This window comes from Methylobacterium sp. J-048, from assembly GCF_022829515.1.
In the GTDB taxonomy this organism is placed as follows: Bacteria; Pseudomonadota; Alphaproteobacteria; order Rhizobiales; family Beijerinckiaceae; genus Methylobacterium.
The window spans coordinates 1-26,882 of record NZ_JAKSYL010000082.1; the positions used below are offsets into that span (position 1 = coordinate 1).

General features: G+C 70.1%; 27 protein-coding genes. 14 read left to right on the top strand and 13 right to left on the bottom strand.

From position 1 onward, the window contains the following. Positions 1-1,067: leucyl aminopeptidase family protein (locus MKL09_RS05310; RefSeq protein ID WP_244018634.1), on the bottom strand; the 1,067-nt coding region annotated here is incomplete at its 3' end. A gap of 183 nt (positions 1,068-1,250) precedes the next feature. On the opposite strand from MKL09_RS05310, the gene lptF reads away from it, so the two are divergent. The 5 genes from lptF (at position 1,251) to rsmA (ending at position 8,328) form a co-directional block, all read left to right on the top strand. Next, positions 1,251-2,411: an LPS export ABC transporter permease LptF gene (lptF, locus tag MKL09_RS05315; protein WP_244018636.1), complete on the top strand. Its 1,161-nt coding sequence runs from the start codon at positions 1,251-1,253 to the stop codon at positions 2,409-2,411. A 7-nt stretch (positions 2,412-2,418) separates the two neighbouring features. Further along, the gene (lptG, locus tag MKL09_RS05320; protein WP_244018638.1) at positions 2,419-3,507 is read left to right on the top strand and encodes an LPS export ABC transporter permease LptG; all 1,089 of its coding nucleotides are present in this window, start codon (positions 2,419-2,421) and stop codon (positions 3,505-3,507) included. A 78-nt stretch (positions 3,508-3,585) separates the two neighbouring features. Beyond that, positions 3,586-6,165 (top strand): LPS-assembly protein LptD, encoded by a 2,580-nt coding sequence (locus tag MKL09_RS05325; RefSeq protein WP_244018640.1) that lies wholly within the window; start codon positions 3,586-3,588, stop codon positions 6,163-6,165. A 169-nt stretch (positions 6,166-6,334) separates the two neighbouring features. Next, a complete protein-coding gene (gene pdxA / locus MKL09_RS05330) occupies positions 6,335-7,453 on the top strand; it encodes a 4-hydroxythreonine-4-phosphate dehydrogenase PdxA (RefSeq protein WP_244018641.1) in 1,119 nt (372 codons plus the stop codon). Beyond that, positions 7,450-8,328: a 16S rRNA (adenine(1518)-N(6)/adenine(1519)-N(6))-dimethyltransferase RsmA gene (rsmA, locus tag MKL09_RS05335; protein ID WP_244018643.1), complete on the top strand. Its 879-nt coding sequence runs from the start codon at positions 7,450-7,452 to the stop codon at positions 8,326-8,328. The genes pdxA and rsmA overlap by 4 nt, the downstream gene beginning before the upstream one ends. A 44-nt stretch (positions 8,329-8,372) precedes the next feature. On the opposite strand, the gene MKL09_RS05340 is transcribed toward rsmA, so the two are convergent. From MKL09_RS05340 to MKL09_RS05350, 3 genes are all read right to left on the bottom strand, one after another. Continuing rightward, complete coding sequence (locus tag MKL09_RS05340; protein ID WP_244018645.1) at positions 8,373-9,329, bottom strand: TIM44-like domain-containing protein; 957 nt, start codon at positions 9,327-9,329, stop codon at positions 8,373-8,375. 121 nt (positions 9,330-9,450) lie between these two features. Next, the gene (locus MKL09_RS05345) at positions 9,451-10,548 is read right to left on the bottom strand and encodes a two-component system sensor histidine kinase NtrB (RefSeq protein ID WP_244018647.1); all 1,098 of its coding nucleotides are present in this window, start codon (positions 10,546-10,548) and stop codon (positions 9,451-9,453) included. Positions 10,549-10,654: 106 nt separating this feature from the next. Then, positions 10,655-11,287, bottom strand: coding sequence for a helix-turn-helix transcriptional regulator (locus MKL09_RS05350; RefSeq protein ID WP_244018649.1), 633 nt, complete (start codon positions 11,285-11,287; stop codon positions 10,655-10,657). A gap of 316 nt (positions 11,288-11,603) precedes the next feature. Here MKL09_RS05350 and MKL09_RS05355 point away from each other — a divergent pair, with 316 nt between their 5' ends. The 6 genes from MKL09_RS05355 (at position 11,604) to MKL09_RS05380 (ending at position 16,790) form a co-directional block, all read left to right on the top strand. Next, a complete protein-coding gene (locus MKL09_RS05355; RefSeq protein WP_244018651.1) occupies positions 11,604-11,954 on the top strand; it encodes a DUF952 domain-containing protein in 351 nt (116 codons plus the stop codon). After that, positions 11,951-13,027: a quinone-dependent dihydroorotate dehydrogenase gene (locus MKL09_RS05360; protein WP_244018653.1), complete on the top strand. Its 1,077-nt coding sequence runs from the start codon at positions 11,951-11,953 to the stop codon at positions 13,025-13,027. The genes MKL09_RS05355 and MKL09_RS05360 overlap by 4 nt, the downstream gene beginning before the upstream one ends. Before the next feature lie 263 nt (positions 13,028-13,290). After that, the gene (locus MKL09_RS05365; protein WP_244018655.1) at positions 13,291-13,530 is read left to right on the top strand and encodes an antitoxin; all 240 of its coding nucleotides are present in this window, start codon (positions 13,291-13,293) and stop codon (positions 13,528-13,530) included. Further along, positions 13,527-13,943, top strand: coding sequence for a type II toxin-antitoxin system VapC family toxin (locus MKL09_RS05370; RefSeq protein ID WP_244018657.1), 417 nt, complete (start codon positions 13,527-13,529; stop codon positions 13,941-13,943). The genes MKL09_RS05365 and MKL09_RS05370 overlap by 4 nt, the downstream gene beginning before the upstream one ends. A 277-nt stretch (positions 13,944-14,220) precedes the next feature. Further along, the gene (locus tag MKL09_RS05375; protein WP_244018659.1) at positions 14,221-16,518 is read left to right on the top strand and encodes an FdhF/YdeP family oxidoreductase; all 2,298 of its coding nucleotides are present in this window, start codon (positions 14,221-14,223) and stop codon (positions 16,516-16,518) included. A 5-nt stretch (positions 16,519-16,523) separates the two neighbouring features. Continuing rightward, positions 16,524-16,790, top strand: coding sequence for a hypothetical protein (locus MKL09_RS05380; RefSeq protein ID WP_244018661.1), 267 nt, complete (start codon positions 16,524-16,526; stop codon positions 16,788-16,790). Between the two features lie 24 nt (positions 16,791-16,814). Here the strand turns inward: MKL09_RS05380 and MKL09_RS05385 are convergent, their stop codons facing one another. The 7 genes from MKL09_RS05385 to MKL09_RS05415 form a co-directional block, all read right to left on the bottom strand. Then, on the bottom strand, positions 16,815-17,294 hold the full coding sequence (locus MKL09_RS05385) for a VOC family protein (RefSeq protein ID WP_244018663.1): 480 nt from the start codon (positions 17,292-17,294) through the stop codon (positions 16,815-16,817). A gap of 41 nt (positions 17,295-17,335) precedes the next feature. Then, positions 17,336-17,800 (bottom strand): SRPBCC family protein, encoded by a 465-nt coding sequence (locus MKL09_RS05390; protein ID WP_244018665.1) that lies wholly within the window; start codon positions 17,798-17,800, stop codon positions 17,336-17,338. A 42-nt stretch (positions 17,801-17,842) separates the two neighbouring features. After that, positions 17,843-18,262: a VOC family protein gene (locus tag MKL09_RS05395; RefSeq protein WP_244018667.1), complete on the bottom strand. Its 420-nt coding sequence runs from the start codon at positions 18,260-18,262 to the stop codon at positions 17,843-17,845. A 503-nt stretch (positions 18,263-18,765) separates the two neighbouring features. Further along, positions 18,766-19,935: an SDR family oxidoreductase gene (locus MKL09_RS05400; RefSeq protein WP_244018669.1), complete on the bottom strand. Its 1,170-nt coding sequence runs from the start codon at positions 19,933-19,935 to the stop codon at positions 18,766-18,768. A 171-nt stretch (positions 19,936-20,106) separates the two neighbouring features. Continuing rightward, positions 20,107-20,964: a MipA/OmpV family protein gene (locus MKL09_RS05405; protein ID WP_244018671.1), complete on the bottom strand. Its 858-nt coding sequence runs from the start codon at positions 20,962-20,964 to the stop codon at positions 20,107-20,109. A 58-nt stretch (positions 20,965-21,022) separates the two neighbouring features. Further along, the gene (locus MKL09_RS05410; protein WP_244018673.1) at positions 21,023-21,442 is read right to left on the bottom strand and encodes a GFA family protein; all 420 of its coding nucleotides are present in this window, start codon (positions 21,440-21,442) and stop codon (positions 21,023-21,025) included. A gap of 23 nt (positions 21,443-21,465) precedes the next feature. Continuing rightward, complete coding sequence (locus tag MKL09_RS05415) at positions 21,466-22,359, bottom strand: HpcH/HpaI aldolase/citrate lyase family protein (protein WP_244018675.1); 894 nt, start codon at positions 22,357-22,359, stop codon at positions 21,466-21,468. Between the two features lie 216 nt (positions 22,360-22,575). On the opposite strand from MKL09_RS05415, the gene MKL09_RS05420 reads away from it, so the two are divergent. Next, a complete protein-coding gene (locus tag MKL09_RS05420; protein WP_244018677.1) occupies positions 22,576-22,908 on the top strand; it encodes a hypothetical protein in 333 nt (110 codons plus the stop codon). Between the two features lie 86 nt (positions 22,909-22,994). Here the strand turns inward: MKL09_RS05420 and MKL09_RS05425 are convergent, their stop codons facing one another. Together MKL09_RS05425 and MKL09_RS05430 are read right to left on the bottom strand one after the other, a co-directional pair. After that, complete coding sequence (locus MKL09_RS05425) at positions 22,995-24,374, bottom strand: MATE family efflux transporter (RefSeq protein ID WP_244018679.1); 1,380 nt, start codon at positions 24,372-24,374, stop codon at positions 22,995-22,997. A 42-nt stretch (positions 24,375-24,416) separates the two neighbouring features. Then, a complete protein-coding gene (locus MKL09_RS05430; RefSeq protein WP_244018680.1) occupies positions 24,417-24,761 on the bottom strand; it encodes a DUF6460 domain-containing protein in 345 nt (114 codons plus the stop codon). 202 nt (positions 24,762-24,963) lie between these two features. Here MKL09_RS05430 and MKL09_RS05435 point away from each other — a divergent pair, with 202 nt between their 5' ends. Then, on the top strand, positions 24,964-25,920 hold the full coding sequence (locus MKL09_RS05435) for an alpha/beta hydrolase (RefSeq protein WP_244018682.1): 957 nt from the start codon (positions 24,964-24,966) through the stop codon (positions 25,918-25,920). Further along, positions 25,917-26,882 (top strand): DEAD/DEAH box helicase (locus MKL09_RS05440; protein ID WP_244018684.1); only part of this gene is annotated, 966 nt, incomplete at its 3' end. The genes MKL09_RS05435 and MKL09_RS05440, both read left to right, overlap by 4 nt.

Genomic DNA, 26,882 nt, shown 5'->3' on the forward strand with positions numbered 1-26,882 from the left:
ACGAGGCGGCCTTCCGCGTCGGTGTTGATCACCTCGATGGTCTGGCCGGACATGGAGGTGATGATGTCGGAGGGGCGGTAGGAGCCGCCGTCCGGCATGTTCTCGACGATGCCGATGGCGCCGACGACGTTGCAGCGGGCCTTGCGGCTGGCGAGCGCGTGGAGCGCGCCGACCACTGCGGCCGCGCCGCCCATGTCACCCTTCATGTCCTCCATGCCGCCGCCCGGCTTGATCGAGACGCCGCCGGAATCGAACACCACGCCCTTGCCTATGAAGGCGATCGGCGCCTCGCCGGCCGGGCCGCCGTTCCAGCGCATGATCACGACCCGCGGCTCGCGCACGGAGCCCTGCGCCACCGCGAGCAGCGCGCCCATGCCGAGCTCGCGCATCCGCGCCGGCTCCAGCACCTCGATCTCGACGCCGAGCTTCGACAGCTCCGAGGCGCGGCGGGCGAACTCTTCCGGGAAGAGCACGTTCGGCGGCTCGTTCACGAGGTCGCGGGCCAGGATCACGCCCTCGGACAGGGTCCGGGCGCCCTCGCCCTCGCGGGAGGACGTGCCGTGCTCGGCGAGCAGCAGGGTGAGCGTGGTGCCGGTCTTGTCCTCGGCGTCGGGCTTCTTCTTGGTCTTGTAGCGGTCGAACGCGTAGGTGCGCAGGCGCGCCCCGAGGGCGAACTCGCCGGCCTGCGCGGCGCCGACCGTGGCTCCCGGCCAGTCGAGCACCACCCGGGCCGCGCGGCCCGAAACTTTGCCGACGGTGAAGCCGCCGAGCGCTGGCCAGTCGATCTTCGCCCGGTCCTTCTCGGAGCCCAGCCCGACCACCACCAGCCGGTCGGCACTGACCCCCGCCGGCGCCGGCAGGCTCAGGGCGCTGAGCGAGCGGCCCTTGAATTTTTCGGAAGCGGCCGCCTTGGCGACGAGGTCGGCGCCCGCGCTGCCGAGCGCCGTGCGCGCCGCCGATCCGAGGGCGAGGTCGTCGCCGACGAACACGACGAGATCGCCCGATCCCCCCGGTCCCTGACCGCTCTGCTCCAGGGGGCCGAAACCGATCTCGATACCGTCCGCCATACCCGTCGTCCTGCCCACCGTTCCGCAGCCGTTCCCACGCCCGGGCCATGCCGCAGGGCGTGATCCGCCTTGTGTAGCCGCTGAGGCGGCAAACGCAACGCGGCGCGACAGCCCTGGAATTGCCCCTTTTGTCGGGTCCCTGCCCGTCGAGGGCGCCAGGGAACGGGCAGGACTGCCGGGCCGATGAGGCAGATCGAGCGCTACATCTTTCGGATTGCGCTGGGCGCCAGCCTCGCCTGCCTGATCGGCCTCACCGGCACGATCTGGCTGACGCAGGCCCTGCGCGAGCTCGATCTCGTGACCGCCAAGGGGCAGACGCTCCTGGTCTTCCTGTTCGTGACCGGGCTGTCGCTACCGACGCTGGTGGTGGTGATCGCGCCCGTCGCCCTGTTCATCGGCACCGTGTACGCGCTGAACAAGCTCAACGGCGATTCCGAGCTGATCGTGATGTCAGCGGCCGGCATGCCGCCGCGCGCGCTGCTGCGTCCGTTCCTGACCCTGGCGCTGTTCGTGAGCTTCGGCGTGGGGTTCCTGGTGGTGGTGGTGATGCCCGCGAGCTTCCAGGAGCTGCGCGACGTGATCACCCGGGTCCGGGGCGACTTCATCGCGAACGTCGTCAAGGAGGGGCAGTTTACCCAGCTCGACAACGGCATCACCTTCCATTTCCGCGAGCGCGGACCGGGCGGCGTGCTCAAGGGCCTGTTCATCCAGGACCGGCGCGAGGCCGGGAAGACCAAGGTCTACCTGGCCGATCGCGGCAACGCCGTCGACATCGACGGGCAGAGCTACCTGATCCTGGAGAACGGCAGCGTCCACCAGCAGCAAAAGGATTCCCGCGACTCCTCGATCCTGACCTTCGAGCGCTACACGATCGATCTGGCCGCCTTCGCGCCCCCGGATTCCGACACGGTCTACAAGCCGCGTGAGCGCTCGACGTCGCAGCTGCTGTTCCCCGACCAGACCGAGGGCTACTACAAGCTGCAGAAGGGCCGGTTCCGGGCCGAGCTGCACGACCGGCTCTCGGCCTGCCTCTACCCGCTGGCCCTGGTGTTCATCGCCTTCGCGGCGCTCGGCGACCCGCGCACCACCCGCCAGGGTCGCGGCCTCGCGGTGGCCGGAGCGGTCCTGGCCGTGGTCGGGCTGCGCATCGCCGGCTTCGCCGCGGTGAGCGCCGCCACGCGCAGCGCCGGGGCGGTGGCGGCGATCTACGGCGTCCCGCTCCTGGCGATCGCGCTCTCGTGCTGGCTGATCTTCTTCGGCCCGCGGGTGCGCGCCTTCAACGCCGCGCTGGGGGGCGCCCTGCGCGCCCTGTTCCGCGCTCCGCGCCTCGCCCCGGCACGCTGAGCTGCGGATGCTGATCGGTCCGACCCTCGGGCGCTACTTCGCCGCCCGGTTCGCCCGCACGGTGCTCGGCGTCTTCGTCACCGTGTTCGCGCTGGTCTACACCCTCGACTTCGTCGAACTGCTGCGCCGCGCCGGCGAGGCCGAGGGCGCCTCCACCGGGCTGATGGCGCTGCTCTCGCTCTATCGCACCCCGGCGGTGGCCGAGGGCGTGCTGCCCTTCGCGGTCCTGTTCGGCTCGATGGCCGCCCTGCTCCAGCTCTCGCGCAAGCTGGAACTGGTGGTTGCCCGGGCGGCCGGGATCTCCGCGTGGCAGTTCCTGCAGCCCGGCTTCTTCGTCGCCCTGGCGCTGGGGGCGGTGGCGGTCGGCATCTACAACCCGGTCTCGGCCCTGCTGAAGCAGCGCTCCACCGAGATCGAGGCGAAAATCTTCGCGAAATCGACCAAGGCGGCCTCCGGCAAGGACCTGTGGATCCGCCAGCGCGGCCTCGACGGCGAGGCGATCATCCGGGCCGAGACCGCCATCGAGGGCACGACCACGCTGGCCGGCGTCTCGGTCTTCACCTTCGATGCGGCCGGCAAGTTTTCCGAGCAGATCGTCGCGGCCCGGGCGACGCTCCACGATGGCTATTGGGAGCTGTCGGACGTGCGCCTGCTCACCCCGGACGCGCCGCCTGAGTCGTTCGACAGCTACCTGATCGCCTCGAACCTCGACCCGGGGCAGGTCCGGCAGCGTTTCACCCCCCCGGAATCTGTGCCTTTCTGGCAACTTCCCACAACCATCGCGCGGACCGAACGGGCCGGTCTCGACGCCACCCGATACCGTCTTCAGTACGATGTCCTGTGGGCGAGACCGGTCCTGTTCCTGGCGATGGTGATCGTCGCCGCAACCGTTTCCTTACGGTTCTTCCGCTTTGGTGGGGTCGGTAAACTCGTCCTCGGCGGTGTGGCGGCGGGCTTCGCCCTCTACGTGGTCCGACAGGTCATGGAGGGGCTCGGTGCGTCCGGACTCGTCGCCGCACCGGTGGCGGCCTGGTTCCCGGCCGTGGTAGGCAGTCTTCTCGGTACGCTTACGCTTCTGTACCAGGAAGACGGCTGACGCCCGCAAGCCATCGCGGGACGGGAGACGGGTGTGTGAGGTTGGTGGCGGATCACGTCACAGGGGTTGGGTCGCGCGTTGCGTAAGGTCGCCCACATCCTGCGGAAGACGGCCTTCCTGGCTGCGCTGGCGCTCGCCGCGCCGCTGGCCGGGGGCGTCTCGGCGCATGCCCAGGGGGTCCCGGCTCCGAAGCTCGGCAAGCCGGGCGACAAGCTGTTGGTCGAGGCCAACGAGCTGATCTACGACAACGACCACAACACCGTGACGGCCCGGGGCAACGCCGAGCTGCATTACGGACCCCGGACCCTTCAGGCCGACGACGTGCGCTACGACCGCGCAACCGGCCGGGTCTTCGCTCAGGGCAATGTCCGGCTCACCGAGGCCGATGGCGGCGTCGTGACCGGCGAGCGCATGGAGCTCACCGACGATTTCAAGACCGGCTTCATCGACGCGTTCCGGGGGCAGCAGACCGTGCAGCGGCGCACGGAGACGGTGCGCACGCGCTTCTCCGCGCCGCGGGCCGAGCGCCTGAGTGGCGAGCAGACCAGCTTCGAGGCCGGCAGCTACACCGCCTGCGAGCCGTGCAAGGACCATCCCGAGACGCCGCCGCTCTGGCAGATCCGCGCCACCAAGATCGTCCACGACAACGAGACCCACACGATCTACTTCGACGATTCCACCCTGGAGATCGCCGGGATCCCGGTCGCGTACCTGCCGTATTTCGAGGCGCCGGATCCGACGGTGAAGCGCAAGACCGGCTTCCTGACGCCGCGCTTCATCTCGACCACGGCCCTGGGCCGGGGCGTGTCGCTGCCGTATTTCGTCGACCTCGCGCCGAACTACGACCTGACCATCACCCCGACCCTGCTGAGCCGCCAGGGCGTGCTCGGCCAGGCCGAGTTCCGCCAGCGGATCGACAACGGCTTCTACAACATCCGCGTCTCGGGCATCTCGCAGACGACGCCCTCGGCCTTCCTGCCGAGCCCGCTCGGCGCCGGCGAGCGCGATTTCCGCGGCTCGGTGGAGTCGCAGGGGCGGTTCTACATCAACGACCGCTGGCGGACCGGCTGGGACCTCGTCGGCGTCACCGACAAGTGGTTCCTCGACAATTACCGGATCCGCAACCAGAACATCACCACGGATTATTTCCGCGAGGCGACCTCGACGGCCTATCTCGTCGGCCAGGGCGACCGCTCGTGGTTCGAGGCGCGGGGCTACTACTTCAAGGGCCTGTCGAGCTTCGACTGGCAGAAGCAGCAGCCGATCGTCGCCCCGGTCATCGACTACGACAAGCGCGTCAACGGCCCGTCCGAGATCGGCGGCGAGGTTCGGTTCCAGGCCAACATCACCAGCCTGACCCGCGAGACCACGCAGTTTCAGGGCCTGCCCCGCACATCCAGCTACCTGTTCTCGCCGAGCGTGAACGGCGTGAGCTTCCCGCTCTACCAGACCTGCACGGTGTTCCAGCGCGGCCTCTGCTCGATCCAGGGGCTCGCCGGCACCAACACGCGCGCCTCGGCCGAGCTGTCCTGGCGGCGCAGCTTCATCGACGAGTGGGGCCAGAAGTTCACGCCGTTCGCGTATCTGCGCACCGACGCGTTCTTCACCAACCCGAGCTTCTCCGGCTACCAGAACGACCTCGCCCCGCAGGTCGCCAAGATCGACGACGGCTTCGCCGGCCGGGTGATGCCGGCGATCGGGATCGATTACCGCTATCCGTTCGTGGCGAATTTCGGCGCGCTCGGCGTCCACACCCTGGAGCCGATCGGCCAGATCATCGCGCGCCCGTCCGAGACGCGGATCGGCCGCCTGCCGAACGAGGACGCCCAGAGCCTGGTGTTCGACGACACCTCGCTGTTCGAGTGGGACAAGTTCTCCGGCTACGACCGGGTCGAGGGCGGCGTCCGCACCAATCTCGGCGGCCAGTATTCCGTGGTCACGCCCTCGGGCTGGTACGCCAACGTGCTGTTCGGCGAATCCATCCAGCTCGCCGGCGTGAACTCGTTCCGTCGGGGCGACATCGCCAATGTCGGGCTCGATTCAGGGCTGGAAACGCAGCGCTCCGACTTCGTCGGGCGGTTCCAGGTCTCGCCGAACCAGAACATCACCTTCATCACCCGGGCCCGGTTCAACCAGGCGGATTTCCATGTGGCCCGGCTGGAGACCGGTGTGACGGCGCGGTTCGCGCCGTTCCTGCCGCTCACGGTCTCGGCCTTCTACTCGTACTACGAGGCGCAGCCGCTGCTCGGCTACAGCCACTACCGCGAGGGCGTGACCGCCACCGCCACCTACAACATCACGCCGAACTGGTTCATCTCGGGCTCGCTGCTGGTGGACCTCACGCACTATCTCGACGTGCGTAACACCTACACGGACGCCCTGTCGTCCTACCTGTCCAACCCGATCGGCACGGTCCCGATCTACGAGAACCCGGGCCGCTTCTACCTCTCGGGCGCGAGCTTCGGCGGCGGCTATCAGGACGAGTGTACGACCATCTCGCTCAACTACATCAACTCGCCGATCGCCACCGCGACCGGCGTGCGCGAGCGCAACCAGACCGTGCTGCTGCGCGTCGAGCTGAAGACTCTGGGCGAGGCGGATCTCCGCCAGAACGTCGGCACTGCCACCACCGCGGACGGCATCGCCACCGTGCGTTAGTTTTGTGGGATCTTTTAGCGAGCCGGCCCTGACTTGACGTGCGCCCTCCCTCCTCCCTGTGCGGGGGAGGGAAAGGCGCCTGGACCGCAAACCTCGCCGGCCTAGCGTGAGGCGCCATCACCCGCGCCAAAAAGATGCGCCCCCGCCTCGCCGGCGCTATAGACCCACGATGCTGCCGCTCGCCCTTACCCTCGGAGACCCGGCCGGGATCGGCCCGGAGCTGGCGCTCAGCGCCTGGCTCGCGCGGGGCGGAGCAAATCCGCTGCCGCCGTTCTTCCTCGTGGCCGATCCGGCCTTCATCGAACGCCTGGCCAACCGCCTGAACCGGCTGGTGCCGGTGGCCGAGGTCGATCCCGAGACGGCCGCCGAGGTGTTTCCCCAGGCGCTGCCGGTGGTGCCGCTGCCGAGCGGGGCTCGGGTCGAGGCCGAGCCCGGCGTACCGGATTCCATCAATGCCGGCGCGGTGATCGAGTCGATCCAAGCTGCCGTGGCCTTCGTGAAGGTCGGCCGCGCCGGCGCGGTGGTCACCAACCCGATCGCCAAGTTCGTGCTGACCCGGGCGGGCTTCGCCCATCCCGGCCACACCGAGTTCCTGGCCGCCCTCTCGGTCGCGCCCGGCCGCACGCCGCCGCGCCCGGTCATGATGATCTGGAGCGAAGACCTCGCCGTCGTGCCGGTGACGATCCACGTGCCGCTGAAGGACGTGCCGGGCCTGCTCACCCAGGAACTGGTGGAAGACACCGCCCGGATCGTCGCCCGGGACCTGCGCGACCGGTTCGGTCTGCCCGAGCCGCGCCTCGTGCTGGCCGGGCTCAACCCGCATGCCGGCGAAGCCGGGACGATCGGCCACGAGGATCGCGACGTGCTCGCCCCCGCGGTGGCGCGGCTGCGGGCCGCCGGCATCGACATCCGCGGCCCCCTGCCGGCCGACACCCTGTTTCACGCCCGCGCCAGGGCGACCTACGACGTCGCCCTGGCGCCGACCCACGACCAGGCGCTGATCCCGATCAAGACGATCGCGTTCGACGACGGCGTCAACGTCACCCTCGGGCTGCCGTTCGTGCGGACCTCGCCCGACCACGGCACCGCCTTCGACATCGCCGGCACTGGGATCGCCAGGCCCGACAGCCTGATCGCCGCCCTGCGGCTGGCCCGGCGGCTCGCCGACACCGAGGCGGCCCGCAATGGCTTGGGGCCTGCCGGCGCCGACATCATCCCGTTCAGCATCTATGCCGGGCGGCCGCGCGCGTCGGGCGCGCAGCATTTCGACGCCGAGGACGAGCTGTGAGCGATGGAGACGGCCTGCCACCGCTGCGCGACGTCGTCGCCCGGCATGGACTGGAGCCCAAGAAGGCGCTCGGCCAGAACTTTTTGTACGATCTCAACCTGACCGGCCGGATTGCCCGCGCGGCGGGGCCGCTCGAAGGCGTGACGGTCGTCGAGGTCGGCCCGGGTCCCGGGGGGCTCACCCGGGCGCTGCTCGCCGAGGGTGCGGCCCGGGTCGTGGCGATCGAGCGCGATCCCCGGGCCTTGCCTGCGCTCGCCGAAATCGCCGCGCATTATCCCGGCCGGCTGGAGGTGGTCGATGCCGACGCGCTGGCGTTCGATCCACGGCCGCTGATCGGAACCGGCCCGGTCCGGATCGTCGCGAACCTGCCCTACAATGTCGGCACCGCGCTCCTCACCGGATGGCTCGACGGCGAGGCCTGGCCGCCCTGGTGGGACCAGGCGGTGCTGATGTTCCAGCGCGAGGTCGCCGAGCGTATCGTCGCCGGGCCGGAGACCCGGGCCGATTATGGCCGGCTCGGCGTGCTGTGCGGCTGGCGCACTGAAGCCGACATCCTGTTCGACGTGAGCCCCTCGGCCTTCGTGCCGCCGCCCAAGGTTACGTCCAGCGTGGTGCGGCTGGTGCCCCGGGCGCGGCCCCTGCCCTGCCGGGCCGGCGCCCTAGAAGCCGTGACCCGGGCGGCGTTCGGCCAGCGCCGCAAGATGCTGCGCCAGAGCCTCAAGGCGCTGACCCCCGAGCCCGGCGCGCTGCTGGCGGCGGCCGGGATCCCGGAGACGGCCCGGGCCGAGGAGGTGCCGGTGGCCGGGTTCGTCACCCTGGCCAACCTGTGGGACGCGCACAAAAAAGCCGGCGCCGCGGAAACGGCGCCGGCTTGAATGGTGCGTCCCGGCCTGAACGGCCGGGACGCAAAGTCCCAACATCAACGGGTCTGCTGGATTGCCGAGAGCACCCAGCCGCGGCCGGGCTGGCGCTGGAAGGTCCAGAGCTCCGTCGCCTCCGGGGCGGGCTCGGTCTTCACGACCCGGCCGCTGGCGCGGTCGACCATGACGTCCTTGAGGGCGTAGCGCATCGCCACGGTGGCGTAGTCGGTGCGATCCTCGCCCCAGGCTTCCGCGAGGTCGCCCTGCAGCAGCTTCACGTCGGTGATCTTGTTGACCACGCCCTGGGCGGCGTTGTTGCGCAGCTCCTCGTCGAAGTAGCCGGCCATCTCGGGCGTCGTCAGGTTGCCCAGGGTCACTCGATCCTCGCGGGAATAGGCGTCCTGGATGTCGCCGAGCAGGCGCTCGAACGCCTGGTAATCGGCCGGGCCGATCTGGACATTGCGGGTCTGCACGGGGCGCGCGCCACCGAACGAGCCGCCGGCCGCCGGGGCCGGGCCGCCCGGGTTCGGTCCGCCGTCCAGCGTCGAGCGGGCATAGGGCGCGCCGGCGCCGGCCGGCTCGCTGCGGCGGCGGAAGAACCGCAGCGCCAGCATGACGACCACCACCACGAGGCCGACCTGGAACAGCAGGCCGATCATCGAGGCCAGACCGCCGAGGCCGCCGAAGAAGCCGCCGCCGAGCAGCGCGCCGAGCAAGCCGGCGCCGAGCAGGCCCGCGAAGAACCCGCCGCCGAAACGGCGACCAGGCGCGGCCGGCGCCTGCATGCCGGGATTGGACATGCCGGGGGACGGCGCGGTCTGGGACCGCTGCATGGTCATGCCGCCGCCGGGGGCGGTCGGCGTGGCCGAGGGTGCCGTGTAGGTCCGCGAGCCGCGCGAACCGAAGGATCCGCCGCCGCCCGGACGGGCCTCGGCGATGGGGGCCGCGACGGTCAGGGCAGCGGCCAGCGCCAGGACGGCGGCCGTGCGACGACGACGCGAGAATTGGGTGAGCATGTACGCGCCTCTGAGGACGAGAACCGAATGGCGGAGTGCGCCGACGATCATATGGTGACGGCTCAGCGCGGGTTTTAGTCCGCGCCTCGCGATGTCGTGATGACGGTTATCGCGGATCGGCTCAGTGAAGGGTTCGGTCCGGTGCGGCCGGGAACGCCAGGCGAACCTCGGTCCCTTCCCCGGCCCGGCTGTCCACCGTGATCGTGCCGTTCTGGCGCTTCATCAGCCCGTGGACGATCGCCAGCCCGGCGCCGCGGCCGGCCTCGCGGCTGGTCTGGAACGGGGCCAGTGCCCGGGCAAGCATCTCGGGCGACATGCCCTGCCCGGTATCGCTGACGGTGATCCCGACCGTGCCCGTCCCTGCCTGGTACAGGGCGCGGTCGTTCGGATCGACCCGGAAGGTCGAGAGGGTCAGCGTGCCGCCCGCCGGCATCGCCTCGCAGGCATTGGCGACCAGATGCCGCAGGGCGAACTCGATCTGGGTCGGGTTGCTGATAGCCCGGGGCAGCCCGGGTGTCGGGTTCACCGCCAGGCGGATCCCGGCCGGGAAATCCGGCGCCAGGCGGGCGGCGAGATCCGCCACGATGGCGTCGAGGTCCACCGGGCGCACGTCCGGGGCGATCCGCCGGGAATAGGCCAGCAGCTGGCGGGTCAGGATCGCGGCCCGCTCGGTGGCATCGGCCGAACGGATCAGCGCCCGCTGGATGAACGGCTCCGGCCGGTCGCCGAGCCGGCGCTTCAGCCCGTCGATGTAGCCGATCAGGATCTGCAGGAAATTGTTGAACTCGTGGGCCACGCTGTTGGTCAGCAGCCCCAGGGCCTCGCGCTGCCGCGACAGCGCCAGCGCGCCTTCGGCCTCGTGCCGCGCCGTGACGTCCAGCATCTGGCAGATCCGTTCGTCGCTCTCCGGCAAGGGCCCCGCCGTGAGGCTCGCCCAGAAGCTGGCCCCGTCCGACCGCAAAGCCAGGAATTCCTGCGGCGCATCGGCCGAAAGATCGGGCGCCGACCCGCGGGTGGCCAGGATCGGGTCGAGACCGCGCTCAGCCAGCGCCCGGGCCGGATGGCCGGTCAGCCGCTCGAAGGCCGGGTTGGCGTGCCGGATACGACCCCGCGCATCGACGACGAAACTCGGCGTCGGCAGCGCATCAAGGAATGCACGGATTGGCCCCGTGAGTGGCTCCCCGCTGTCCACGCCGTGATCCGTCCCGGGCTGCGTCATGCTGCGTCCGAGCTGAGCGGGTGCGGGAAACCCGCGACGACGCCCGCGATAGCGACGAACGGCGGCCGGGCCAAGTGTGGCAGGTTTGGTCCCAGCGTGAGCCGGCCTATTGCCGGACCCACATCACCCGGGCCATCCAGGCGACCTCGCCGACGTTCAGGACGCGGTCCTCGTGCTCCGGGTTGAGCGAGACCAGCTCGACGGTCCGGGCCGTGCGCCGCTTCAGCTCCTTGGCGATGACTTCGCCACCGTGGAGGCGCACGACGACGCGGTCGCCCTTGCGCACGCTGGCGGTGGGCGACACGATCAGCACGTCGCCGTCGCGGAACAGCGGCTGCATGGAATCGCCCTGGATCTCCAGCGCGAAGGCGCGTTCTTCGCCGAGATCGGGGAACTCGATCTCCTCCCAGCCGGCGCCGCCGGTGGGCATGCCTTCGTCGGTGAACAGCCGCCCGGCGCCGGCCTGGGTCAGCCCGATCAGCGGGACCATGGTTCGGGCGGGGATCTCCCGGGCCTCGATCAGCCGCAGAAACTCGTCCAGGCTGGCGCCGGTGGCCGCCAGGACCTTCGAGACCGATTCGGTAGACGGCCAGCGCTTGCGTCCGTCGGCGCCGATGCGCTTCGACCGGTTGAAGCTCGTCGCGTCGAGACCCGCGCGCCGGGCGAGCCCGGAGGCGGAATAGCCGTGGCGCTCCGCCAAGCGGTCGATGGCGTTCCAGATCTGCTCGTGAGACAGCATGTCGGGCTCGAAGGCTCAACGTGAGCGGGCCAGCACCCCCGTCTCGCCAGCCGGCACCCGGCTGCCTCGGAGGCGTGGAGGCAGTCTCTCCGGTGCGTGCATGAAGCACCCGCCGGAGATGCGCGGAATATTGAAGCCGGTCGTGCTCCGAACCGTGTCTCCGGTTTCGGGCACCGTTCTGTGACGGCCAGCCTAGTCGTAGGAAAGTAGAACTACAACCTGCAGAATGCAATCGCCCTTGGAATCGATCTGGTTTCTGGGTGTTGCCGGCGGGCGGGACCACCTCTATCGACGCGCCAATCCCCGGGGAATGCCGATGCCGCTCATCTACAAGATCTGTCCGCGTGCCCTCTGGCGCGAGGCCGAGGCGGCCGGCCGATTCACCGGTGCCCCCGTCGATCAGGCGGATGGCTTCATCCACTTCTCCACGGCCGAGCAGACCGCCGAGACGGCGTCCCGTCACTTCGCCGGCCAGGACGACCTGCTGCTGATCGCCGTCGAGGCCGAACGGCTCGGCGCCGCCTTACGCTACGAGCCCTCGCGCGGCGGTGCCCTGTTCCCCCATCTCTATGGCGATCTGCCGCTCGCGGCGGTTGTGTCGGTGGTGGAACTGCCCCTGGGACAGGATGGGCAGCATGTCCTGCCGGCTGGAATCCCGCGCGCATGATCGCCGCCGCCTTCCCGCTGGTCCGCCCGCTGCTGCACCGGCTCGATGCCGAGCGCGCCCACGACCTGACCCTGCGCGCCCTCGCGCTGCTGCCGCCGGGCAAGCCCGAGACCGACGACCCGCGTCTGGCGGTCGACCTGCTCGGGCGCCGGTTCCCCAATCCGGTCGGGCTGGCCGCCGGCTTCGACAAGGGCGCCCGGGTGCCGGACGCGATGCTCGGCCTCGGCTTCGGATTCGTGGAGGTCGGCGGGGTGGTGCCGCGGCCCCAGCCCGGCAACCCGCAGCCGCGGGCATTCCGCCTCCCCGCCGACCGGGCGGTGATCAACCGCTACGGCCTCAACAGCGAGGGGCTGGCGGTGGTCGCTGGACGGCTCAAGGCCCGGGCCGGGCGGCCCGGCATCGTCGGGGTCAATATCGGGGCCAACAAGGAGTCCACCGACCGGCTGGCGGATTATGTCGCCTGCACCAGGACCCTCGCCCTGCTCGTCGATTTCGTGACCGTCAACGTCTCCTCGCCCAACACCCCGGGCCTGCGCGACCTCCAGGGCGAGGCCTTTCTGGACGACCTGCTCGCCCGCACGGTCGAGGCCCGCGACGCGGCCGGCGCCCGCGCGGCGGTGCTCCTGAAGATCGCCCCCGATATAGCGCTGGACGCCCTCGACGCGATCTGCGCCACGGCACTGAAGCGCGGGGTCCAGGCGCTGGTGGTCTCGAACACCACAGTGGCGCGGCCCGAGAGCCTCCGGGACAAGAGCCTCGCCCGCGAGACCGGCGGCCTCTCCGGAAAACCCCTGTTCGGGCCGGCGACCCGGATGCTGGCGCACACCCGGCTGCGGTTGGGCGACAGGCTGCCGCTCGTCGGCGTCGGCGGGATCGACTCCGCCGAGGCCGCCTGGACCAAGATCGAGGCCGGGGCGAGCCTGATCCAGCTCTACTCGGCACTGGTCTATGACGGGCCGGGGCTGGTGGATCGCATCAAGGCCGGCCTGCTGAGGCGAATGGCGGCGGAGGGCGTTTCCTCCCTCCATCGGGTCGTCGGCCGCGGCGCGGAGGAACTGGCTCGCGCGGCGTGAGGATCGCTCGCCCGGGTTATTCCCACCCACCCCCTCATCCCGAGGTGGCGACGTGCATCGTCGCCCTCGAAGGAAGCCTCCAGGGATCGCGCGGCCGGCGTTAAGGGCTCCTTCGAGGCCCGCTGACGCGGGTGCCTCGGGATGACGCGGGCCGGGTCGGACGGGCGTCGATCACGTCCGCCTCCCGGGCAGTCGGCCACCTTCGATCCTCGACGCCCTTTTCGGGTTGGCATATGCTCATGGCATAGGCCAGGGAGGTGGCGATGGATGTGAAAACCGCGAGCCTGTTCCGAAACGGTCGCAGTCAGGCGTTGCGCATACCGCGCGAATTCGAGCTTCCCGGCTCGAGCGTACGCATTCGAAGATTGCCGAATGGCCACCTCGAAATCTCGCCGCTGGCCGAGACCGGCCTGCTGGCGGCGTTCAGGGACGAGCCTCCATTGTCGCAGGAGCATTGGATGGACGCTGTCCCGGACCTCCCGGCCGAGCCGGTCGATCCATGAGCGACCGATTCCTCCTCGACACGAACATCATCTCGGAGATCGTTCGACAGGGCGGTGGGAGCGTCGTCCTGAACAGGATCGTCGGTGTGGGCGAGGCGAACATCTGCACCAGCGCCATCGTGGCCAGCGAGTTGCGCTATGGCGCCGAAAAGAAGGGGTCCGAGGTATTGCTCGAAAAGGTGGAGCGGGCGTTGCGCAATATCGAGATTTTGCCGTACGCGCCCGCCGCCTCCCACGGCTACGCGACGCTTCGGACGGCTCTTGAGCGCGAGGGACGGGTGATCGGCGCCAACGACATGCTGATCGCCGCCCACGCCCTGTCCCTCGGCGCGATCCTGGTTACCGACAACATCGCCGAGTTCGCGCGCGTGAAGGGCTTGCGGATCGAGAACTGGCTGCGTTCCAACGCATGATCGTTTGGTCGATCCGACGAGCGGGTGGTTGCTCGTGCACCATCCCATTAGAGACCGCACCCCCGCGGTTTCCTGGCTCTACCACCCTCCGTCAGGTCGTCGGTCGACCCACAGGGCATCCAGTTTAGAAAGGCTTTGCCGAACGGTGACTTAGCCTGTGTCTCGCGCATGAGAGGCCTGCGCGCGCATGCCATTGTGACGGGTGTCCCGAGCCGCTTATCTCGCGGTTGCGAATTGGCGAGCCCGGCTCGCTTTCAGACAACATCCAGGACACGCCATGGCCCAGCCTGACGGGGCTCCGAAGCGCTCATCCGCCGCCGGCGGTTGGGGTGCTCTGAAGAGTTGCGGCAAGCACCTGCTCGGCTCGCGCGCGCCGCTGTCGGGCGCGCGCGCGCTGCTGAAAGCGAATCAGCCGGACGGGTTCGATTGCCCGGGCTGCGCCTGGGGCGACCCGGAGCACGGCTCGTCCTTCGAGTTCTGCGAGAACGGCGTGAAGGCGGTCTCCTGGGAGGCCACCGACAAGCGCACGCCGCCGTCCTTCTTCGCGCGCCATACGCTAACCGAGCTGCGCACCTGGAGCGACTACGCCCTGGAGGGCGAGGGCCGCCTCACCCACCCGATGCGCTACGATTCGGCGAGCGACCGGTACCTGCCGGTGAGCTGGGACGAGGCCTTCGCGGAGATCGGCGCGACGCTGCGCGGCCTCGACCATCCCGACCAAACCGAGTTCTACACCTCGGGCCGCGCCTCGAACGAGGCCGCCTATCTCTACCAGCTGTTCGCCCGCGCCTACGGGACCAACAATTTTCCCGACTGCTCGAACATGTGCCACGAGGCCAGCGGCGTCGCCCTGATCGACGCCATCGGCATCGGCAAGGGCACGGTCCTGCTGGAGGATTTCGAGAAGGCGGACGCGATCTTCTGCGTCGGCCAGAATCCCGGGACCAACCATCCGCGCATGCTCGGCGACCTGCGCCGGGCGGCCGAGCGCGGCGCCAAGGTCGTGGTGCTGAACCCCGTGCGCGAGCGCGGGCTGGAGCGCTTCGCCGACCCGCAGAACACCGTGGAGATGCTGCGCGGCGCCAGCGGCGCCATCGCCAGCCACTACTTCCAGCCGCGGTCCGGCGGCGACATGGCGGCATTCCGGGGCATCGCCAAGATCGTGTTCGCCCGCGATGCCGAAGCACGCGCCGCGGGCCGGCCGTCGCTTCTGGACCGGGCCTTCCTGGAGCACCACACCGCCGGCCTCGACGCCTACCGGGCCGCCGTGGAGGCCACGACCTGGGATGCGATCCTCGACCAGTCGGGTCTGGCCTACGACGACATCGCATCCATGGCGGATGTCTATCTCGGCGCGCAGCGGGTGATCGCCACCTGGGCCATGGGCGTGACCCAGCACCGCCACTCGGTGGCGACCGTGCGGGAGATCGCCAACCTGCTGTTCCTGCGCGGCCATATCGGCCGGCCGGGCGCCGGCCTGTGCCCGGTGCGCGGCCATTCCAACGTGCAGGGCGACCGCACGGTCGGCATCAACGAGCGGCCGTCCGTGGCCTTCCTCGAGTCGCTGGAGCGGCATTTCGGCATCGCCATGCCGCGCAAGCACGGGCACAACGTCCTGGCGGCGATCCGGGCGATGCGCGACGGCACGTCCAAGGCGTTCATCGGTCTCGGCGGCAACTTCTTGCGCGCGACCCCGGATACGCCGGTGGTGGCGCAGGCGCTCGCCTCCTGCCGCCTCACCGTCCACATCGCGACCAAGCTCAACCACGCCCACTTGGTGCCCGGCGCCATCGGATACCTGCTGCCCTGCATGGGGCGCACCGAGATCGACCGGAACGCCGCGGGCAAGACCCAGATCGTGACCGTCGAGGATTCGATGAGCATGGTCCACGGCTCGGGGGGCATCAACAAGCCGGCCTCGAAGGAGCTGCGCTCCGAGATCGCGATCATCGCCGGCATCGCTGAAGCGACGGTGGGCTCGGCCGCGATCGATTGGGCGGGGCTGTCTGCCGATTACGACCGGATCCGCGAGGCCATCGCCGCGACGATCCCGGGCTTTTCCGAGTACAACACCCGGGTCCGCAAGCCGCGCGGCTTCATGCTGCGCAACCTCGCCGCCGAGCGGGTGTTCCAGACCGCCACCGGCCGGGCCAACTTCTCCGCCGACGCCCTGCCGGCCGAGACCGAGCATCAGGTCGCGAAGAAATCGCAGAACACCTACGTGCTGCAGACCTTCCGCAGCCACGACCAGTACAACACCACGATCTACGGCCTCGATGATCGCTACCGCGGCGTCTACGGCGAGCGGAAGGTGCTGTTCGCCCATCCGGACGACCTCGCCGAGATCCGCGACCGGCTCGGCGAGCGCGTCGACATCGTCGGGCTCCACGCCGACGGCGTCACCCGGCGGGCGGCGGATTTCCGGCTGGTGCCGTTCGACATGCCCCGGGGCGCGGTGGCCGGCTACTACCCGGAGCTGAACGTGCTCGTGCCGCTCTCGACCTTCGGTGAGAGGAGCGACACGCCGACCTCGAAGTCGGTGCTCGTGACCCTGGAAGCCCGGGCGGCGGCCTGAGCCGCGTGAGTTGCGATCTCGACGAGGCGGCGTTCGTCGCCGCCCTCGACCGCACCACGGCGGCCCATCCCGGGATGGACCCGCTGGAAGCGGGGCTGCTCGCGGCCCTCGATCTCGGTCTGCCCGGCGACAGCCGCGCCTTCGCCCGCAGCTTCGGGGTGGAGCACGCCCTGGTGCTGCGCGCCCTGGCGGCGCTGGAGGAGGCCGGCCACGTCACCGTGACCGCCCGCGATGCGCGCACGCAGCGCACGCGCTACGACGCCACCGCGTAGCGGCCTTCTCCGGACGCGCCCGGGTCAGGTCGAGGCGGCGGCCTCTTCCAGGGCCGCGACGTCGAGCTTCACCATGGTCTGCATCGCTGCGAACACCCGGGCCGCCACGGCGGGATCGGGGTCGGCGAGCAGGCGCGGCAGGGCCTCCGGAACGATCTGCCAGGGTACGCCCCAGCGGTCGCGCAGCCAGCCGCACATGATCTCCGCCCCGCCCTCGGCGGTGAGCGCGTGCCAGAGGCGGTCGACGTCGGCCTGATCCGCGCAGGACACGGCGATCGACGCGGCGGTGCCGTATTCCGCGGGGGCGCCGCCGTTCAGGCCCTGGAAGCTCTGGCCGCCGAGCGTGAACGCCACCAGGATCGCCGCACCGGGCTCGCCTCCGGGCCAGGGGCCGGGGGCCCGCAGGATCGGGCCGAGGCTGGAGCCGGGCACGAGCGACACGTAGAACCGCGCGGCCGCCTCCGCGTCGTGCGCGAACCACAGGCAGGTGCCGACCTTCGACATGCTGAACCTCCGCCCGGACGGGATCGGATCCGTCGCGCGGCCTACAGGCCGGCGGCGAGCGCGGCGAGTTGATCGGCGCAGCGGCCCCAGCCTTCGTGAAAACCCATAGCCTTGTGGGCCGCGCAATCCTCGGCCGACCAGTGCAGGGCGCGCGCGGTGTAGCGGGTGCCCCCGCCCTCTGGCTCGAACGTGATGATGCCGGTAAAGAACGGCTTCGCCGAGGGCTCCCAGGCCCGCACATACGCGTCCGTGAAGACGATGCGGGCGTTCTCGACCAGCTCGAGATAGATCCCGGCGCTCGGGAATTCGGTGCCGTCGGGCCCCCGCATGACGATTCGGGTGGCGCCCCCGGGGCGAAGCTCGGTCTCGACCTCCGAGACGACGAAGGGGCTCGGCGCGAACCAGCGCTTCAGGAGATCCGGTTCGGTCCAGGCCCGGTAGAGGGCGGCCGGGGATGCGGCGATGCTGCGGGTGAGGACGACTTCACGCCCGTTCGGATCGGTCATGGTCGAGCTCGGTCTTCGGGGCTGCGGAGGGCTCTACGGCGGTCAGCGCTTGCCCTGGTTCATCGCCCAGACGATCCCGAACGGATCGCGCAGCCGGCCGTAGCGGTCGCCCCAGAACATGTCGGCCGGCGGCATCAAGGCGGTCGCACCCGCTGCCACGGCCTCGGCGTAGCGCGCGTCGATCCCGTCGACCATCAGCATCAGGTTGAATCCCTGGGGCGCCTGCAGCGCGTGGCCGTGCTCCGGAAAGGCGTCGCTCAGCATCAACGACGAGCCGTTCAGGTGGAGATGCACGTGCATGGTCCGGCCCTGATCGTCGGCCGGCATGGCGGTGACGATCTCGGCTCCGAAGGCGCGGACGTAGAAATCGGCTGCCCTCAGGGCGCCGTCCACGGTCAGGTAGGCCACGAGGCCGCCTTTCACCGGGGCCGGGGCCGGCATCTCTGGATTCGCGCTGCTCATTCTGGCGTCCCTTCAAGTGCAGCCTCGCGCCAGGGACACGCGAAGTGGAATGCTGCCGATTCGGTCGGACGAATATTTTTGCATCCCCGGCTCAATCCGTCGAGACGCACGTGAATAGTGGTGCGAATACTGGCAATCGTGGCCGTGTCCCGCTGCGCGGATCGGGCGGGCCGGCTTCGAGGCGGGGGCTTCCCTGGAGGTGCCGGGCGCGCGGCACCCGGGTTCAGCCTCGTTGGCGTCGGCAAAGCCTGCGTCCGGCCGTGCCGCGCAGCGTCCGCTCGTCACGAGCCCGTGCAGGCGCCGCCGACCGTCAGGATGGCAGATGTCCGCAACCTTGGTCGATGGTCCGGTCGCGACGAGCCGGCTCGAGGTCCTTGATCTGACGCGCTCGCTTGCGCCGAATCGGTCTCGACTTCGCGGCGAGCGCCCTAACCGGTCAGGCCTTCAGGCCGGAACGGCCCAGATGCTGGCCGCGTTTAGCGCGGCGCAGGCCGCGACCGGGGTCACGCGATCGCCGCCAGGGGGCGGTCCGGATGCGAGGCATCCGCTCCTGAACTCGGCGCGAACATCTCCATGTCGTCGACGAACTGCTCCACGATCTCGGCCGAGTTCGCGAGGCACACCGGCAGGTATGAGACGAGCGACGGCGCCTGTTCAAACCCCTCCTCGATCAGCCTGTCGTTGGCGAAGGTGAGATCGAGGGCGCAGAAAGCGTAATAGGCGCGGGTGGCGCGCAGCATCGCCCGCTTCGTCGCATCGTCCAAACCGAAAACCGTCGCGAAACGCTTGCGCAATTGGGCGCAGTCGCGGTCGAGATCGAAGGGCTGGAATGCGCGTATGCCGTCGCTCGGGTCCGCAGCCTCGAAGGCCGCGATCACGTCGGCCCAACGCGTCCGGCCGGCGGTACCCGCGGAGAGGTGATAGAGGGTGTGCTTGAGATCGCGCTTGGTCAGAAGGCCGTGGAGCGTCTCGGCGACCCAGTCGGCCGGAACGATGTCGACGCAGCTCTCCAGGCTGCAGGGCAGCATGCGCAGGGCATCGGCAGCTCGCAGGACCCACAGGATGCTCGAACTCGGCGCGGCGCCGAGCGCCGCGTGACCGACGACGATCGACGGACGGGCCACGACGATCGGCAGGTCGGGGAACTGCGCGGCGAGCGAGGTCTCCGTCGCCGCCTTCGATTCCGTGTAGCCGACGATGTGTCGGGCATCGGCAGCGGGATAGGCGTCTTCCTCGACGAGGCTCGGTGCGTCGGCACCGCAGATCATGGCGGTGCCGACATGCAGGAACCGCTGCAATTCCGGCATGGCCTGGGCGCGGCGCGCGAGCGCCAGGGTGCCGTCATGGTTGGTCCGGAACACGCGCTCGCCGCCCCACCACGAGGTGTCGGCTGCGAGGTGGAGGACGTGGGTGCAGGCGTCCAGCCGCGGATCCATGTCGAGGTCGGCGCGGGTGAAATCTCCAGGCACGATCTCGATCTTGCGCGCCAGGCGCTGGGCCGTGAACGCGTCGGTGAAACGCTCCAGGCGCGCAGCGACGCGCTGGCGCCCCTGCTCAACGCTCGTGCACCGCACGAGGCAAACCCAGCTCGCGTCATCGTCGCGGCTGAGCGCCTGATGAAGCACAGCGCCGCCGATCAGTCCGGTCGCGCCCGTCAGAAGAATGCGTGCCAACGGTCCTCTCCGCTCGATCGGGAGAGTGATAAGCGCAAAACTTCAGAAACAATCCTGTCGCTGGAGCGTAAAACGTAAACTTTGCCAGAGTGTGCCTGAATCGCAACAGTCCTCACGAACGCGTGATCTTCGTGCCGGAGCAAGCTTTGCTTGATTGGTCTTATTCCGAGTTCAGGGCGTCATGCGGAATGAATAGATCGCGCCGACTGCAACCGTGAGTTCGTTCGCGGTGCCGACACGCCGGACGATCGGGCTGTTCGCGGCCGAGGCGATCAGACGGTCGTAGCGGACATAGCCGAGCCCCTGCCACGCTTCGGACCAATCGTAGCTCACGGTTGCCGTCGCCCCGGCCGCACGCGGCCCGGCGGAAGCCCGGTAGGGGGCAAGGACGGGATTCACGAGGGCGGCAGCGACCGGGACGTCGAAGTCGAGATGCATGGCGGCGGCATCGCCGACGACGAAGCGCGGTCCCACACTGAGCGTGAACCGGCCGAAGCGGCCGACCAGGTCAGCCCCGAGCTTGGCGACGATCCCGTCATGGGCGCGGACGCCCTGTGTGACCTCCGCGCGCACCCTGAGCGTATCGGGGATCGGCCAGACCTCCCCGAACAGGCCGAGCCCGACGGTCGCCGGCACGCGCGGCAGGCCGGCGAGGCGGTGGTCGTCGGCGCGGGAGCGGCCTTCCCGGAAGTCCAAAACGGCGCCGACCTGGACCGGGCCACCGCCCAGGAGCGTGGCATCGAGGCCGTCATCTGGAGACCACCAGTCGCGCGGCTCGTCGGCCTTGCGGAACGACAGGTAGGGCAATCCCCAGAGCCCCGCCTCCCGGCTGCCCTGGAATCGCGGGCCAACGCCGGTGAATCCGCCGACCGAGAAGACGGTGTCGCGATCGAACAGGACGCTGAGGTCGTCGGCGCGCGCCGGGGTGCAGGCCGCGAGAGCCGCCACCAGATACAGGCGCAGATTCACCGCGCGCGGCCGGAACTGACGATTCGAGTGTGCACGTCCGTGCACGGGCAGGCGGGGCACCGTCGCGTTCCTTCTGTCACGCTAGGCTTAAACGCCTCTCTCCATGACACGGCGATGTTTAAGAGGGGTAGGACGATTGTCCACAGCCGACGCGCGATTCAGCGAATGTCGGCACCTTGTCGCTGATCGTGTCCCAATCCACCCTGCTGCTCACCCACGTGTGGTCTTTCGGTGGAACCTGGCCCGGTTCGTCGAGGCTCGCGGTCGTGATGTCGATCTCGTCCGGTGCTGACTCGGCCTCGTAAGTCAAAGCGGTCCCGCAGGTGCCGCAGAACCGGCGCAGGACCGCAGCGCTGGATCGGAACTCGGTGGGCGTCCCGGCGACGAACCGGAACGCCGGCCGGGGCACCGAGAACCACGCCACCTGCGCCGCCCCGACGACCCGCCGGCAATCGGCGCAATGGCAGATCGTCTCATGGAACGGCTCGGCCCGGGCCTCGTAGCGGACCGCACCGCAGAAGCACCCGCCAGTCAGCATGCCATCCTCCGCCAATCTCGATCTCAAAACCCCTTGGCCTTGATCGCCTCGGACCAAGTCACGGCGCGGCGGTTCACCCCGAGATGCTGGCGCTCGTAGAGCCGGCCTTCGAGCTTGATCGCGCCGCGCTTGGCGTATTCCGGGCGCTCGAACGCCTCGATCACCAGCTTGGCCCGGCGCACCTCCTCGTCGGTGGGCGCGAAGGAGGCGTTGGCCGGCTCCAGCTGGGTCGGGTGGATCAGGGTCTTGCCGTCGAAGCCGAGGTCGCGGGCCTGACGGCACTCGTCGCGGCAGCCCTCCGTGTCGGCGATGTCGTTGTAGACCCCGTCGAGGATCGCCAGCCCCTCGGCCCGGGCGGCGGCGAGCGCCATCATCATCCAGGGCAGCATTGGGACCCGGCCGGGCACGATCTTGGCCCAGGTGTCCTTGGCGAGGTCGTTGGTGCCGAGCACCAGGCAGGTCAGGCGCTTGCGCGGATCACGCTTGGCCCGGGCGATCTCCTGGATGTTGAGGATCGAGGCCGGGGTCTCGATCATCGCCCAGACGGCGATGCTCTCCGGGGCGTCGAGGGATTCGAGCCGGTCGGCGATGCTTTCCAGCACCGCCGGGGACGACACCTTCGGCATCAGGATCGCGTCGGGCTTGGCCTCGATCGCGGCGTGGAGATCGGCCTCGCCCCAGGGGGTCTGGGGGGCGTTGACCCGGATCACCAGCTCGCGGCTGCCGTATTCGCCGCTCTTGACCGCGGCGCAGACCTGCTCCCGGGCGATCTCCTTCTCCTCGGGGCCGACCGCGTCCTCGAGGTCGAGGATGATGCTGTCCACCGGCAGGGTCTTGGCCTTGTCGAGCGCCCGCTGGTTCGAACCGGGCATGTAGAGCACGCTCCGGCGCAGGCGCAGGTCGGTCGTCGTAGCCATGGGCATCTCCCGCGTGCGGCCGCTCCAGGGCCGGCCTTCGTTGCGCTGCACCCTAAAGCACGGGATCGGGCTGGCCACACTTTCAAGTGCGCGATCGGTGAGTTCCATCCACGTTTGATACTGTTCGCGGCCGCGCCGTATCCGGCCGCGCTTTGGTCATGTTCTCACGGATAAAGGCGGCCCGGGTCCAATCCTTGGATCCCGGGATCCGATACCATGCGCCTGTTCTCGACCGTCTTCGTCCTGGCCGGCCTGGCCCTGGCCGGGGCGCCCGACGCCGCCCGGGCCCAGAGCCGGACCACCCTCGGGGTCGGCTCCGGCGCGGTGGCCGGCGCCCTGGTGGCCGGCCCGATCGGGGCGGTGGCGGGCGCCGTGGTCGGCGGGTTCGTCGGCAACTCGACTGAGCGCCGCCATGTCCGCCGGGGCCGGCGCTATGGCAGCCTCCGCCGGGCGCCGCAGCGGCGGGCCGAGGCCGAGTTGCCGCGCACTACCGGGACGGTCGCCCGCGCCGCGCCGCCGGCCGTCACGGCCTGGAAGGACCCGCACTGACCGATCCCGCGCTGAACTTCCGGCGCGGCCTGCAATTCTTCGAAGAACCGCGGACCGCACCAGCGGCGATCCGCAAACCACGAAGATCACGCGACGTCTGATGCCGTTTCACGGCCCACGGACGGCGCTGCCGTACGAAACGTTGCGCGGGCCAGTCCCGGAAACGCGATCGCCTGGAACAGGCCCCGCGCCCCCAGGAAGACCACGAAGGCCAGCCACAGGCCGGTATTGCCGAGACCCAGCCCCTGGACCAGCGTCAGCACGACGCCGTAGGCTGCAAGTGCGCCCGCCATCAGGTTGCGCATCGCCCGGGTCCAGGTGGCGCCGACATAGATCCCGTCATAGGCGAACGGCGCGGCGGCAGCGAGCGGCGCCAGGGCGGCGAGCGGCAGATAGGTTCGGGCGGTCTCGCGCACCGGCTCGCTGGTGGTGACGAAGTCGATGAACCCCGCGCCGCCCGCGTAGGCGATCAGGCTGACCCCGATCCCGAAGCCCAGGCACCAGCGCAGACTCAACGCGGAGGCTCTCCGGAACCCCTCGGCGTCCCGGGCACCCACCGCCTGCCCGCACAGGGTCTCGGCCGCCGTGGCGAATCCGTCGAGGAAGAACCCGCCGATCAAAAACAGATTCCACAGGACGGAGTTGGCCGCCAGCACCACGTCGCCCTGCCGGGCGCCGAGCGCCGAGAACAGGACGATGGCGGTGATCAGCGCCAGGGTGCGCAGGATCACGTCGAGGTTGACGCTGAGCGTCCGGCGCAAAGCGGCCGCATCCCGAAGGTCGCGCAGGGGCACCCGGAACGGGCGCGAGCCGAGCCGCGCCAGCACGATCAGCCCGAGGCCGAGCCCGGCCACCTCCGCGCAGAGGGCCGCCAGCGCCGCGCCGGTGAGCCCCATCCCGAGGCCGAGGACGAAGGTGAGCGTCAACCCGACATTGATCAGGTTGATCGCCACCTGCAGCAACAGGCCGAGATCGGTCCGCCCACGCCCCACCACCGAGCCGAGCACGCCGTAGCTCGCCAGCACGAACGGGGCGGACAGGATCCGCATGTGAAAGTAAGTGGCGAGGCCGGCAATCACCGCCGCGCTCGCGCCGCTCACCGCGAACGCAGCCTCGGCGATCGGCCCTTGCAGCGCGACGAGGCTCAGGCCGATCACGGCGCCGGCCGCCAGAGCCCGAGCCAGGATGCGGTCGACTTCCCTATCGTCCCGGGCGCCGACCGCCTGGGCGGTCAGACCCGCGGTCGCCATGCGGAGTGCCCCGAAGGACCAGAAGATCACGTCAAAGATCACGGCCCCCAGCGCCACCGCGCCGAGCAGGGCCGCGTCGCCGAGCCGCCCGATCACGGCCGCGCCGACGAAGCCAAGCATCGGCGTCGTGACGTTGGCCAGCGTCATCGGCAGGGCCAGAGCCAGCACGCGGCGATGCGTCGGCAGGACCAGAGAGGCGGCAGGCGGATGCGTCATGCCGCGACCTAAACGGATGCGAACGATTCGTGAACCGGCCGGTCAGCGCGAGGCGGCGAACAGGCGCGAGATCAGCCAGAGCGGGATGACCACGACCGCACCCGCGACGATCCAGCCGCCGAAATCGTGCAGCGACGCGAGGCCGATCTCCAGAAGCGCCCGAGTCGAATCGTAGATGTGCCAGAACAGCCGACCCGGCGTCAGGCCGAGCATCGACATGAAGGCGCCGACCAGCACCGACAGGAACAGCAGGCGCAGGAACACGCCGGCGGGCGAACCGCCGAGGAATCGGCGCAGCGCCGAGGCGCGCGGCGGGTAGGTCTCCGCCCCGTAGGTGCCGTTCGGCGGCGGGGCACCGTGCCGGCGCCGGTCGTGATCGACGAGCATCGCGTCCTCATGAAACCAGAGGGTGTCCGGATCGGCGACGAAACGGGCGGAACCGTGGCCGGCGCACCACACCGCGTCGAAACCGGATCCCGGATCAAACGTTAGCGGGTTTCACCCACGGACCCGAGATGGCAAGCGAGACCCGTCCCGCCAAGATGCCGGGAATGGCCGCGGGACAAAGCCGACGGGGACGAGACCCAGCATGATCGACCACGCCTTGTTCGACCCGGCGACGATCGATCCCGAGACGCTCCGGCTCAATGCCGAGATCGTCGCGGCGCACGCCGCCCTGCCCGATCCCTGGTCGCTGCCGATCGAGGAGGTGCGCGCCCGCCGCCGCGCCGGAACCAAGGCCGCGCCGGCGATGCCGCACAGCGCCCGAGCCGAGTGGCTGACCATTGAGGGCCCCGGCGGCCCGCTGAAGCTCCGGGTGATCCGCCCGAAGGGCGCCGCGAAACTGCGCGGCGCCTATCTGCACATCCACCGGGGCGGCTGGGTCTGGGGCGCGGCGGACGAGCAGGACCCATGGCTGGAGCGCATCGCCGATGCCTGCGGGTTCGTCGTGCTGTCGGTGGAGTATCGGCTCGCCCCCGAGCATCCCTACCCGGCCGCCCTGCAGGATTGCGAGGCGGCGGCCCTGTGGCTCGCGGGGCCGGGCCGGACCGAGTTCGGCGTCCACGCGCTGACGATCGGCGGTGAGTCGGTCGGCGCGCATCTCGCCGTGATGGTGCTGCTGCGCCTGCGGGACCGGCACAACCAGCCGCGGGCGTTCCGGGGCGCCAATCTCAATGCCGGCTTCTACGATCTCGGCCTGACCCCCTCGGTGCGCAACTGGGACGACGAGCGCCTCGTGGTGAACACCCTGGATCTGACCAAATTCGCCGACGGCTATGTCCGCGAAGGAATCGACCGGCGCCGCCCGGACGTGTCGCCGATCTACGCCGACCTGAAGGGCCTGCCGCCGGCCCTGTTCACCATCGGCACCGCCGACCCGCTGCTGGACGACACGCTGTACATGTCGGCGCGCTGGGCAGCAGCGGGCAATGGCGGACACACCGCGATCTATCCCGGCGGCTGCCACGTCTTCGCCCGCTATCCCGGCCCGATGAGCGAGCGCGCCTTGGAGCTGATCGATCGTTTCCTGATGGCCCTGGCCTGAGCGACGCACCCGAGATCCTGCCGCCGGCCTTCCGGGCGTGGTTCGCCGCGCGTGGCTGGACGCCCCGGCCGCACCAGCTCGACCTGCTGCAGATCGTCCGCGCCGGCCGCTCGGCCCTCCTCGTGGCGCCGACCGGGGCCGGAAAGACGCTCGCGGGTTTCCTGCCGAGCCTGATCGCCCTGTCGGAGCGGGCGGCCGCAAAACCCGAATCAAAGACCTCGACGGGGCTGCACACCCTCTACATCTCGCCGCTGAAGGCGCTGGCGGTCGACATCGCCCGCAACCTCGACGCGCCGATCGCCCAGATGGCGCTGCCGGTGCGGGTCGAGACCCGGACCGGCGACACCCCGGCGCACAAGCGCACCCGCCAGATCAGCCGCCCGCCCGACATCCTGCTGACCACGCCCGAGCAACTGGCGCTGCTGATCGCCCATCGCGACGCCGCCGCGTTCTTCTCCGGTCTGCGCTGCATCATCCTCGACGAGCTCCACGCCCTCGTCACCTCGAAGCGCGGCGACCTGCTCTCGCTGGCGCTCGCCCGGCTGCACCGCCTCAGCCCGGACCTGGCGGCGATCGGGCTGTCCGCGACGGTGCGCGAGCCGGACCAGCTGCGGAAGTATCTGGTGCCGCAGGTGCTAAGTCCCTCCTCGGCGGGAGGCCGGATTCACACGTCCCCGAACGAGGCTCAGGTCCCCTCTCCCGAGCGGGAGAGGGACAGGGTGAGGGATGCGACCTCTCCGGCAGACCCTGGACCCTCACCCCAGCCCTCTCCCGCACGGGAGAGGGGGCGCGTCCCGGTCTCGGCGCTCGATGAGGTCACCGACGCGACCCGCGCGCTTCTCCTACCCTCCCCCGCAGCGGGGTATGGGAACAAAAGACAGCCCCCCATGACCGCCCTCGTCATCGTCCAGGGCGGTGCCCGCGCCGATCTGCGGATGCCCCATCTCGTTCGGGCATTGCCG